Origin of the sequence: Ferruginibacter sp. HRS2-29, assembly GCF_024343615.1 — a bacterium.
Lineage (GTDB): Bacteria > Bacteroidota > Bacteroidia > Chitinophagales > Chitinophagaceae > Ferruginibacter.
Window position 1 is genome coordinate 122779 of record NZ_RJUB01000001.1, and the last position, 11794, is coordinate 134572.

Annotated in this window: 12 protein-coding genes; 9 read left to right on the plus strand and 3 right to left on the minus strand. The window is 42.6% G+C overall.

From position 1 onward, the window contains the following. Position 1 precedes the first annotated feature (1 nt). Both EGI32_RS00575 and EGI32_RS00580 read right to left on the minus strand, forming a co-directional pair. Positions 2-2197, minus strand: a complete 2196-nt coding sequence (locus EGI32_RS00575) for a heparinase II/III family protein (RefSeq protein ID WP_255153402.1) — start codon at positions 2195-2197, stop codon at positions 2-4. Between the two features lie 18 nt (positions 2198-2215). Then, complete coding sequence (locus tag EGI32_RS00580) at positions 2216-2971, minus strand: SDR family NAD(P)-dependent oxidoreductase (protein WP_255153403.1); 756 nt, start codon at positions 2969-2971, stop codon at positions 2216-2218. Between the two features lie 321 nt (positions 2972-3292). Here EGI32_RS00580 and EGI32_RS00585 point away from each other — a divergent pair, with 321 nt between their 5' ends. The 7 genes from EGI32_RS00585 (at position 3293) to EGI32_RS00615 (ending at position 9738) form a co-directional block, all read left to right on the plus strand. Then, positions 3293-4327 (plus strand): LacI family DNA-binding transcriptional regulator, encoded by a 1035-nt coding sequence (locus EGI32_RS00585; RefSeq protein ID WP_255153404.1) that lies wholly within the window; start codon positions 3293-3295, stop codon positions 4325-4327. 5 nt (positions 4328-4332) lie between these two features. Next, positions 4333-6600 carry a chondroitinase-B domain-containing protein gene (locus EGI32_RS00590; RefSeq protein ID WP_255153405.1) on the plus strand — a complete coding sequence of 756 codons (2268 nt, stop codon included), beginning with the start codon at positions 4333-4335 and terminating at the stop codon, positions 6598-6600. Positions 6601-6610: 10 nt separating this feature from the next. Further along, complete coding sequence (gene kduI, locus EGI32_RS00595) at positions 6611-7441, plus strand: 5-dehydro-4-deoxy-D-glucuronate isomerase (RefSeq protein WP_255153406.1); 831 nt, start codon at positions 6611-6613, stop codon at positions 7439-7441. A gap of 152 nt (positions 7442-7593) precedes the next feature. Then, positions 7594-8142 carry a DUF4878 domain-containing protein gene (locus EGI32_RS00600; protein ID WP_255153407.1) on the plus strand — a complete coding sequence of 183 codons (549 nt, stop codon included), beginning with the start codon at positions 7594-7596 and terminating at the stop codon, positions 8140-8142. A gap of 107 nt (positions 8143-8249) precedes the next feature. Beyond that, positions 8250-8651 carry a hypothetical protein gene (locus tag EGI32_RS00605; RefSeq protein ID WP_255153408.1) on the plus strand — a complete coding sequence of 134 codons (402 nt, stop codon included), beginning with the start codon at positions 8250-8252 and terminating at the stop codon, positions 8649-8651. Between the two features lie 102 nt (positions 8652-8753). Continuing rightward, the gene (locus tag EGI32_RS00610; protein ID WP_255153409.1) at positions 8754-9299 is read left to right on the plus strand and encodes an inorganic diphosphatase; all 546 of its coding nucleotides are present in this window, start codon (positions 8754-8756) and stop codon (positions 9297-9299) included. Between the two features lie 16 nt (positions 9300-9315). Further along, positions 9316-9738: a sulfite exporter TauE/SafE family protein gene (locus tag EGI32_RS00615; RefSeq protein ID WP_255153410.1), complete on the plus strand. Its 423-nt coding sequence runs from the start codon at positions 9316-9318 to the stop codon at positions 9736-9738. Here EGI32_RS00615 and EGI32_RS00620 read toward each other — a convergent pair. Continuing rightward, on the minus strand, positions 9735-10490 hold the full coding sequence (locus tag EGI32_RS00620; protein WP_255153411.1) for a C40 family peptidase: 756 nt from the start codon (positions 10488-10490) through the stop codon (positions 9735-9737). The two genes, EGI32_RS00615 and EGI32_RS00620, sit on opposite strands and share 4 nt — an antisense overlap. 208 nt (positions 10491-10698) lie before the next feature. On the opposite strand from EGI32_RS00620, the gene EGI32_RS00625 reads away from it, so the two are divergent. Both EGI32_RS00625 and EGI32_RS00630 read left to right on the plus strand, forming a co-directional pair. Then, a complete protein-coding gene (locus EGI32_RS00625) occupies positions 10699-11271 on the plus strand; it encodes an RNA polymerase sigma factor (RefSeq protein WP_255153412.1) in 573 nt (190 codons plus the stop codon). Then, positions 11261-11620: a hypothetical protein gene (locus tag EGI32_RS00630; protein WP_255153413.1), complete on the plus strand. Its 360-nt coding sequence runs from the start codon at positions 11261-11263 to the stop codon at positions 11618-11620. Before EGI32_RS00625 ends, EGI32_RS00630 begins: the two co-directional genes overlap by 11 nt. Positions 11621-11794 lie beyond the last annotated feature (174 nt).

Sequence of the window (11794 nt, forward strand, 5' to 3'; positions counted from 1 at the left end):
ATTAAAATAATTTTCCATCATAGGTCACCTGGTAAGGTCCCGTAAATTCCAGGCGTTTATCATTCACCGTTAGCTGATGCTTTTGTATCGCCTCAAAATTGTTATTGCATTGTGCGATCAATAATTTTTTATCATTGATCAGCACCTCCACTACAGAATATTGCTCATCGTTCCGTAAAATGTTGATCGCTTTTACAGAAGAATATGAGTTGGAAGAGAATTCTGCCACGGGATCAAAATTCCCATGTATCTCAATCATATTAACAAAAGCCTTGCTGGCGCCGCTTTTGCGAATGATGAAGGCGGGATCACGGCGAAGATTGAAATTGGGATCGTTGGCGCCGCTACGGGTAAAAAACAATGATACGCCTGCCGTATCTGCAGCAGACGAAATGCTGTAATAAGTATTTTTATTCAGGAAAGTAAACTGTATCAACGAATCTTTCACGCCAGCTTCCGCTTCTTTCCATAAAAACTGGTAGCCATTCTTTTTACCCAGCACTTCCTGCTTTTTGGTATTCGCGTCATATTTAAACGAAGTGCTGATGACGGTTCCGTTGTATTGAAAAGGCAGATCATATTGATGCGTTTCATTTGATGTTGCATTAAAAATATCCGCGATGAATTTTCTACCATCCGGCAACTGCAGCATATAGACATTACGTTGGAGATGCACACCTTTGTAGGCATTGTCTTCCTTTGCAGCTACTGCAAGTGCATTCGGATTTTTAATATCGCTGAACAATTTGTCTGAATGAAATTTTTCACTCAGTTCTTCTTTGCCGCCAAACTGTGTAGTTTCGTCAACAGTGATGGTATTGTGTGCGATGGTTTGCTCAGCGTATGTTTTATTTTCGGGCAGGTAACGGCCGCCATATTTTTGTTCCACACCAATGAAACGCACCGAGCCATAATCGGAAATCACCTCATTCCCTTTGTCAAAAAGGTTGATATTGAGTTTATCGAAATGCCCGTGTGACAAGCCATGCGAAGTATACTTATAAATAAGTGTAGTGGTATTTTTGTCTTTCCCGTTCCGTAAAAAACTCACCCCACCTTCATCACCTTTTACACCATCGGTATATTCAATCGTTTTGTAAGGAAAATAAGGAGGGATATTTTTTGCCGATGCAATGGCGGCCGCGATGGAAGCCCCTCCTTTATGTATCAGCACACGGTCCTGCTTTTTTGCAACAGTGAGAAAACCTTCATTTTTTCCATACACGTTCCAGGCAATATCAATCGCCGAAACCAATTCATTCGAAGTGAAATCTTTTTCTTTCATCGCGTCATTTAGTGGAAAAAAAGTTCCATCCAGGTTGGTTTGTTGCAATCCAGCCAACAATGCTTTTTGCAAAATATTATCCCTATGTTGGAACACTTTCAATTCGGGCCTTGCATGGTCCAATGAATTCGCGAAAAGATAATACGGCAATATCGCGTAACGTACGTAGTACGGGCCTTCTGTGTAGTATCCATCCGGAGAAAACAGTCCGTCCATTTGTGCAATGAACCCGCTCTTTCCTTTTTTATCCGTACCATATAAAGCCATGTCAACCCAATCTTTATTGCCGGTGGCAATACCTGCAATCCCAACGCCGGCGCAGGCCCACACCCCATGATTGTGTATGAGGTTGAACCAGGAAGAAAGGTCTTTGGTTAAAAAATCTACTTCGGGTTTAAAGGCACCTTGTTCGATAACAGTGCGCTCTGGCGCAGACAAAGAGTTGTAGATAAGATCATAAGCCATGCCTGAATACACCAGCCAATTGGCATCATTGAGTGCCTGCCAGAAAATATGTCCCGGAGAACTGCTGGTTGCCTGCGGATGTTTTTTTAAAGTGGGGTTGAGCACCGCATACTTCAGAAACATCTTTTTTACCAGCAAAGCATATTTAGTATTACCGGTAATGTTATATAAAATACCGCTGTTGAACATCAGCATGTAATTAGCCTTGTGCCGGTCGTGTGTGTAACCGCCGGCAGGATCTTTTGGAAAAGGCACATCCACATCTTTATCGAGCCATTGATCCACCTCCCTTTTTATATCGGCATACGAATCAGTAAGCAATGGATATTTGTTCAATGCGCTTTTGATACCGGGCAATTCCGCCCTGGTAAAAAAAGTAACAGGATGCTGTGCTTTTGTTACCAAAGCAATGGCCATCGAGACAAATATGACAAACAATCTTTTCATTCAATTTTTTTAATAAGCTTACGCGAAATATGTACCACCATTGATCTCCACGCTTTCTCCATTGATGAATGAAGAAGCATCGCCTGCCAGGTAAACTACCAGGTCGCCTACTTCAGCAGCATTTCCTTCCCGGCGCAAAGGTGTGGCAGCAGCCACATTAGTCCTGATCTCCGGCCTGGTAAACGTATCGTGGAAAGTAGTGTTGATCATGCCCGGCGAAACGCAATTGACGCGGATACCTTTGGGGCCCAGTTCTTTTGCAAGCCCTCTTGTCATGGTCAGCACACCGCCTTTTGCAGTTGCGTAGGCAAGCGCCCCGCCGCCGCCGCCATCACGTGCCGCCTGCGAAGCGAAGTTTACGATAGCGCCACCTTCGGTCATAAATGGAACGGTAGCACGGGTAACGAGGTAGGCCGATTTAAGGTTTACATCCATCACTGCATCCCAGAATTCTTCATCCAGTTCCGCCAGTGGTTTTCTTCCCAGGATCCCGCCGGCAACATTTACCAATATATGTACCTTATCGCCAAACACCGTTGTGCAGGCTTCTACCACGGCTTTTACATCCGCAGCTTTTGTCATATCACCCTGCACAATGATCGCTTCGCCACCTGCATCCGTAATGATGTCCAGCGTTTCTTCCGCCAGTTCTTTATTACCAAAATAATTGATGCAGACTTTTGCACCCTGTTGTGCCAGTTTGATGGAAACCTGGCGGCCGATGTCCCTTGCACCACCTGTAACTATGGCCACTTTACCTGTCATTGAACTCATGCTTATATATTTTTATGTATGAAGTAATGGTTGTGCGTAGGTTGCTTTTTGATGAACCCTTTAGGTTCAGGCGAGATATTACAAAAACTTTTATTCTCTTCAATGGCAATTTTAGCAATGTAATATTAACCTGAATTACCATCGCACAGATTTTTAGCCCGTTTCAAAATATCTAATTATTTGATTAATAGCTTAGATTAATTCTAACGAAATCGCTTGAAACTTTCACAGGATAGAAATATTTAGGGCGGGAACGCAACCGGTAACGCTACCGGTAATCCCGTAAAATCTTTGCATTAGTTTTACACAAACATTGCCATCATGAATAAACCTGCCACGATAAAAGACATTGCCAGGATACTCAAAATTTCTACTTCAACAGTTTCCCGTGCTTTACGTGACGCGAGCGACGTGAGTGCCGAAACAAAAAACGCCGTGAAATCCTTATCCGAAGAATTGAATTATCAGCCCAATAAATTCGCTCTCAGTCTTCAGCAAAAACAAACGCATACGATCGGCGTGATTGTTCCCAATCTTGATTATGTATTATCCACGATGGTAAAGGGCATTGATGAAGTGGCCCTGGAAGCGGGTTACACAGTAATGGTGTGCCAGAGCAACGAGTCTTTCGGAAGAGAGATCGTCAATACCAAACGTTTGTCTGAAAGCCTGGTAGATGGTTTCATCGTGTCTGTATCCAGCGAAACAAAAGTGTTTGATCATTTAAAAAAGATACAGGCGAAGAAGATGCCCATGGTGGTATTTGATCGTGTGACCCCATTTCTTGAAGCGCCCACTGTGCATCTCGATAACAAGGATGGTGGCTTTCAGGCAACAGAACACCTGATAGAACAGGGCTATAAACGCATCGCCATACTGGCCGGGCCGAAAAACCTGGAGATCAGCAACCACCGGCTCGAAGGATATCTTACCGCTTTAAAGAAACACAAAGTAAAGATCGATCCCGATCTTATCATTAATTGTGATTTCAACCAGGAGTATGCTTACATCGCCACCCAGGAATTATTGTCGATGAAAAAAAGGCCTGATGCAATCTTCACGATCAGCGATCGCATGGCGATCGGCGCTATGCTCGCCATCAAGGAAAAAGGGTTGAGCATGCCCGAAGATATAGGACTGGTAGGCTTTAACAACGAGCCGATGTTCAGCCTGCTGCAACCAAGCATCTCCAGTGTTGATCAGCCTTCATTTGAAATAGGCAAAGTAGCGGCCAAATTATTTATTGAGATGATGCATAACAATGAAGACATGAGTTCGGTGGTGGAAATATTAAAACCGAAACTGATCATCCGCGAATCATCTCAACGATTGAAAAAAAACAAACTTACAAAATAACGACTATGCTAAGATTATTGCTATTCCATTGTTTCCTGTTGATGAGTGTATGCTCGCTGGCTGGAAACATAAAAGTGAAAGACCTCCATGAATTAAAAGCGGCCAACAAAAATGCCAGACCGGGAGATATCATTATTCTTCAGAATGGTGAATGGAACGATGTGAAGATCGAACTCAACTGCAGCGGGACAAAAGAAAACCCCATCAGCTTCAAAGCTGAAACGGCTGGCAAAGTACTGATAACAGGGAATTCCAGCCTGGAACTGGGTGGAAATTTCATCGTGGTAGACGGATGGTATTTCAACCGTGGATATGCCGGTAAAAACGCAGTTATCAACTTCAGGATCGATAAAGATCAGCTGGCAAATAATTGTCGTGTAACCAATACCGTTATAAACGATTTCAATAATCCGAAAAGGATGGATGAAAATTACTGGATATCGTTTTCAGGCAAAAATAACCGTATCGATCACTGCTCATTTCTCAATAAAAAAAACATGGGCGTATTGTTAGCCGTACTATTAGATGATGAAAGGAGCCGCGAAAATTTCCACTCCATCGATCACAACTATTTTGGAGTTCGTTTACCCCTCGCTTCCAACTCAGGAGAGATCATACGTGTGGGCGTTTCGCAGCATTGCGAATTTAATTCCAACACCCGGATCACCGATAATTTCTTTGAGCATTGTGATGGGGAAACTGAGATCGTTTCCATCAAATCCGGCAGCAACGTGGTACGCAACAATCTTTTCAAAGAATGCCAGGGCGGCGTGGTTCTGCGTCATGGCAATTACAACACGGTTGAGAATAATATTTTTTTGGGCAATAACAAAGCAGGTACCGGCGGTGTTCGTATCATCAACAAAGGACAATGGGTGGTGAATAATTTATTTTACCAATGCCGCGGCACCAGCTTCCGATCACCGCTATCGCTGATGAATGGCGTACCCAATTCGCCGGCCAATCGTTATGTGGAAGTTTCGGATGCTGTGGTAATGAACAATACTTTCATCGACTGCACCCCGATCAGTTTTTGCGAAGGCAGCGATACTGAAAGGTCGGTGACGCCACATGAAGTCATTTTCAGAAAAAATATTTTTTATAATGAACTTGATCCAAAGATCTACAACGCTTTTGATGATATCAGCGGCATTTTCTTTTTTGATAATTATGTAAACCAATCTGTATCGCAGGACTTAGGACGTGGTTTTGATAAATCCATTTCGTTGGTAAGACTGCCTACAGCTCCATTTGCTTATGTTGCTAAAACAGCCATTGATATCACCGGACAAAATGATTCTTTGTCTGTGATCGCTGCTAAAAGGCTTTCGGGCAAACTCAGTACCCGGCCTGGTTACAGGGATGATAAGAGATATGCTGCGGTGCTGCTGAATGCCAAAACCTCTACCGGCAGTAAATGGTTCAGCAATAAAAAATTGGTTTTACCAAAAAGCATAATGGTCAACTGCCCTGATGCAGCAACCCTGATCGCACAACTTTCGAAAGCTTCTGAAAACCCGATCATATTGCAACTCACAGGAAAGGATTATCCATTCAGCCAACCGCTTCTTATCAGGGGTGATGTTACCATCACTTCGATGAACAAAGAAATTTTCATCGGTAGTAGTGAGACTTTGCCTGCTTTAATAGAGCTCAAAGGAAATGGCCGACTGGTATTTAATAACTTTAATGTAAATCTCGAAAGCCTGAAGGCAGGTACTTTTATCAGCTCCGATCTTACAGGAACCAGCAACCACAGTAATTTCAACGTTATCAATTCGAAAATAAAAAACAGTGCCGGCAGTTTTTTCACTGCGGCTAAGTCTACGATGATCGACAGCATAAAGGTGTTGAATTCATCTTTCGAAAACATAACAGGAACCATCTTCGATTTTTCGAATGAGAATGACAAGAAGGGTTATTACAATGTTGAGAAGATCAGATTCAGTAATAATAATTTTGCCAACAATAGGGGACAATTATTAACTATGCTCCGTGGGGGAAATGATGAAAGTACGATGGGGCCGCTGCTTGTTTTCGCAGGCAATAAAATAACGAACTGCAGTGCCAGCCAGCCACTGATACAGCTTTACGGCACCCAGGTATCTTTTATCACCGGCAATAAATTTACGGGCAGTGCCAAAGATGCAATCCTGATACAATATGAGGATGCAGTGAGGGCCGCACATTCACTCGCTGATAATAAGATAATCTCTTCCGGAAAAATCATTACCAATAAATTTGTAGAAGAAAAAAATAATATCACACCATAAAAAACTGAACATGAAGATCTTTCACCAGGTACACCCACGCGATTTTAAAACATATGATACTGCCGGCATCCGGGAAAATTTTTTACTGGAAAACCTGCTGGTAGCCGATTCCATCGAATGTGCGTATACGCACTACGACCGTATGGTAGTAGGCGCTGCATTCCCCGTGAGCAAATCGTTACAACTGGGAACTTACGATCAGCTGAAGTCTGAAAATTTTCTCGACAGGCGTGAGATCGGTATTATCAATATCGCCGGAACCGGTAATATAGAAGTTGACGGTGAAAAATTCGAGCTTGAAAAACAAGACTGCCTTTACATAGGTAAGGGAAGAGTGAAGATCATTTTTTCGAGCAATGATCAGTCTGCGCCGGCAAAATTCATCTTCTTCTCCTGCCCGGCACACAAAGAATACCCTACACGCCTGATGAAACCGGCTGAAGCATTACCTGCAGAAATGGGAAGCCTGGACAACAACAATCACCGTGTGATCAACAAGTATATCCACAACGATGGCATCCAAAGTTGTCAACTGGTGCTGGGTGTTACCAATTTCAAAAAAGGCAGTATCTGGAATACGATGCCGCCGCACACACACGATCGCAGGATGGAATCTTATTTTTATTTCGACCTGCCGGAAAACCAGCGCATCATTCATTTCATGGGAGAACCCAATGAAACCCGTCATCTTTTTTTGAACAACGAGCAGGCTATCCTTTCTCCCAGCTGGAGCATACACAGTGGTGTGGCTACTGCCAATTATTCCTTCATCTGGGCGATGGCGGGAGAGAACATGGTGTTTACAGATATGGATGCGGTACCGGTAGGTGAATTGAGATAGTTTAAGAGTTTAGAGGTTTAGAGGTTTAGAGGTTTAGAATTCGTTCGACCTAAACTCTAAAATCCTAAACCTCTAAACTTCTAAACCTGCTCTCTATTGTTTTTATTAAATATTCCCATTACTTTTGAGCAAAATCAAAAAAAAACTTCTTTATGAAAAAAATTATCCTCGCGGCACTGGTTGTGTCAACTGCCGTTTTCTTCAGCTGTAAAAGTTCTTCAGGTGGAGATCCAAAAGCCGTTTTAAGCGAATTCATGGATGCACTTGGTAAAAAAGACCTTGCTGCTGCCCGCAAACTGGCGACTGCTGAAAGTAAATCCATGCTCGACCTGATTGAAATGTCTGCAAAAGCGGAAGGATCGAAAGCATTCGATAAATACGACAAAAGCAAAATGGAATTTGGCGAAGTGAAAATAGATGGCGATAAAGCTACCGTTACTGTAAAAGAAACAGGGTCGAACGAAACCGTAAACTGGCCATTGAAAAAAGAAGATGGCAGCTGGAAAGTTGCATTCGACAAGTCTTCGATGATGACAATGGGTATGGAAAAAATGAATGAAAAAGGGATCAACCCAATGGATAGCCTGCAAAAAGGTATGCAGGAACTGGATAAGATCAATATGGATTCTTTGAAAGAAGGTATGCAAGAAGGCATGAAAGCGCTGGATACCCTGAACAAGGAGTTGCAAAAAGTACAATAAGAACTGACAAATACTCATTACAGTAAGAGCCCCTGACAATTCAGGGGCTTTTTTATTCATTGCTTGGGAAAGATGGTTAACTTTACGTCCTAAATTCCCTGTATTACATGAAAAAAATTATAATATTATTGGTTGTCGCGGTAAGCTTTTTTGCCTGCAATACTAAATCCGGTTCACGCCCTCAGACTGCACTCGATACCGGCCGCGATTTCATCAGGGCAAGCCTGGATGGCGATTTCAAAACCGCGGAAAGTTTGATACTGAACGACACACAAAATATCCAGCTGTTCGATCGATACAAATCATTTTACAACACGCTGGACAAGGATAAAAAACAAAAATATAAAGAAGCTGAATATACCATCAACAAACTGGTGGACGTTAATGATTCTACCACCACCATCAATTACAGCAATTCTTACATGCACAAACCGATGGACATTAAGATTGTAAGGGTGAACAAATTGTGGAGTGTGGATTTTAAGTATACCTATTCAGGGGGTGAATAGTCAATAGTGAATAGTCAATAGTCAAACCTTTGAGGTTTGTAAGTTGAATTGAAGTTCATTATTTGGGAAGCTTTAATTTTTAATTCTTAATTCTTAATTGATATGTACGTTTTACATCCATGGCATGGCGCTCATTATGGTAAGAAAGAACCGGCGCAGGTAAATGCAATGATAGAAATATCCAAGGGCAGCAGCTGCAAATACGAGATCGATAAAGAAACAGGGCTGCTGAAGCTCGACAGGGTGATCTATTCCTCTTTCCACTACCCTATCAACTACGGTTTTATTCCGCAAACGCTGGGTGAAGATGGTGACCCGCTGGATATCCTCGTGCTTTGCAGCCAGAGCATTCAGCCGCTTTGCCTTGTAGAAGCTACGGTAATAGGCAATATGCAGATGATCGATAATGGTGAAAAGGACGACAAGATCATTGCCGTGGCAAGTAAAGACCCTTCGGTTAACCATCTCCGTGAGATCAGTGAATTGTCGGATCATTTTGTATTGGTACTGAAAAATTATTTTGAGCAATATAAAGTTTTGGAAAATAAATCGGTGATCATTGATGAGTTCCAGAACAAGGAGACTGCTTATCATGTCATCGAAGATTCCATCAGGCGTTATAGCAAAACGTTCCCTAAAAATGGCTGACGTAAAAAAAGTTAGAATGGAAATGCATGTCATATTGATCCTGGTACTCATCGGGCTTGCTGCCGGCATGCTGGCCGGGATGGTAGGTGTTGGAGGCGGAATTATCCTGGTTCCGGCACTCGTTTATTTTCTCGGGTTTTCGCAGAAAATGGCACAGGGCACTTCGCTTGGCATCCTGTTATTGCCGGTGGGAATATTGGCCGCGAGTCAATTTTACAAACAAGGTTATATAGATGTTCGTGCTGTTGGAGTGGTGGCCCTGGCATTTTTGATCGGTGGTTATTTTGGCAGCAAGATAGCGCTGAGCCTTCCCAATCAGACCGTGAAGAAAATTTTTGCGCTGCTGATGCTGCTCATCAGCATCAAGATGTTGTTTTTTGATAAAAGCATTCCCGGCGAAGCCACGCTTCATAAAGTAACCAAAGAAGAAAGGGACTAACAGATCCTTTTGATGGTACGCAGCCGATGTGTCCGCAAACCTGTATCCACATTCACTATACCTTCGTTGTCTATTTTATCAATACGCACATTGCCCGAAGAATGGATGATCTCATTTGTGCTGAGCAGTATGCCTACATGCACCACAGCACCCGTTTCGTCATCAAAGAATGCCAGATCGCCACATTGCGATTCTTCCAAAAAACCGACCGTATCGCCTTGTGTCACCTGTTGATTGGCATCCCTCATTAACCTGATATCCATAAGCCGGTAAACGGATTGCACAAAGCCGCTGCAGTCGATCCCGAATACCGTTTTACCTCCCCATAAATACCCGGTCCCTAAAAAAAATGAAGATAACTTCAGAATATTCTTTTCATGGAACGGAGTTGCCGCGGCATCGATGATCTTTCCCTGATACCTGATCTCCAATCCCGGCAGGGAATGATCAAGCAGTGATAAACTGCTGGCAAAAGGCAGGTGGATCTTTTTTCCATTGATGAAAATATCGTTCACCCATTCGCCGGTAAATTTTTTATTTTGCGGAAAAGCATTTTCAGATAACATGAACTGGTTGCCGCGGCACCAGCCGGAATATTGGTCATCCGTGGATTCGAGCCAGATCCAGCCCTCGTCGTTGCTGTCTTTTATCCGCCCTGTTTCTCCAAAGATATATTGACTGGTCATCTCTTCGCGATGACCGGCCACCAGGCGAACCGGGGCAACGGGTACAATGCAGACTGCATATTTCATAAAATAAATATTGCTCGCAGCGAATTTATGGAAAATGAATTAGTTTACATCTGTATGTAGGATCGGCACTTATAAAACCAGATCCTGTTGTCATCCTGAGCTTGTCGTTGTCATCCTGAGCTTGTCGAAGGATATCCTTCAACAAGCTCAGGATGACAACAGTGTTTTTAAAACGCCTTAACTTATTTTCAACTGTTACTTTTTCATTTTGGCGACCAGGAATTACAACGATATTGATGATAAGGAATTGTTGAACCTCTTTTACCAGGAGAAAGACAATGAATTGCTGGGCATCCTGCTTCAGCGATATACCATGCTATTATTGGGTGTATGCATGAAATACCTGAAAAATGAAGAAGATGCAAAAGATAGTGTACAACAGGTCTTCTTTAAAGTGATCAACGAACTTCAGAAATACAAGGTAGAATATTTCAAGAGCTGGTTGTATATGGTGGCAAAAAATCATTGCCTGATGAAACTGCGCGACAAAGGCAAATACACCACTGAACTCACTGAAAATATCGCCGCCGCCTCCGATGATGCCGAACAGAAACGTATGGCGATCCAGAAAGACATCAGGCTCAACCATATGGAAATGGCGCTGACCCAATTGAACAAAGAGCAAAAGGTTTGCGTAACTTTATTTTATCTTGAGAAAAAAACTTACCAGGAAATTGCTGAAAGCACGGGTTACAGCATCATGCAGGTAAAGAGCAGCATACAGAATGGCAAACGCAACCTGAAAATACAGATGGAACGAATGCAGGCAGATGAGCAATAATTTAAAAGACATATTATCCAACCTCAATAAGGATATCGAGCAGGAAAAACTGCTGGAGTACCTTAACAATGAATTGCCGCATGCGGATCAGCATGCAGTGGAAGAAGCATTGAATGACGACCCTTTCATGAGCGATGCCATGGATGGATTGCAGCAGTTTGAAAATAAACAGGATGTTCCGCAACTCGTGAAACAACTGAATGCCGACCTGAAAAAAGAACTGGATAAAAAGAAAAAAAGAAAAAGAAGGGAAAGCATTGCCCCGCAAACCTGGACTTACGTAGCCATCATTTTCATCCTCCTGGTTTGTATCATTACGTACATGGTGATGAAGAGAATGACGCATTGATGAGACTTAATTGGATTTATCTATAAAAGAAAATGCCCGTAGAGTTACGGGCATTTTCTTTTATAGATGATGTTAGATCTATCTGAGATGTATGATCTATGATCTCTTTAAGCTTCAATGACTTTCAAAAATTGAACTTCGTTAAACCCAAAAAGATCATAGATCATAGATCAT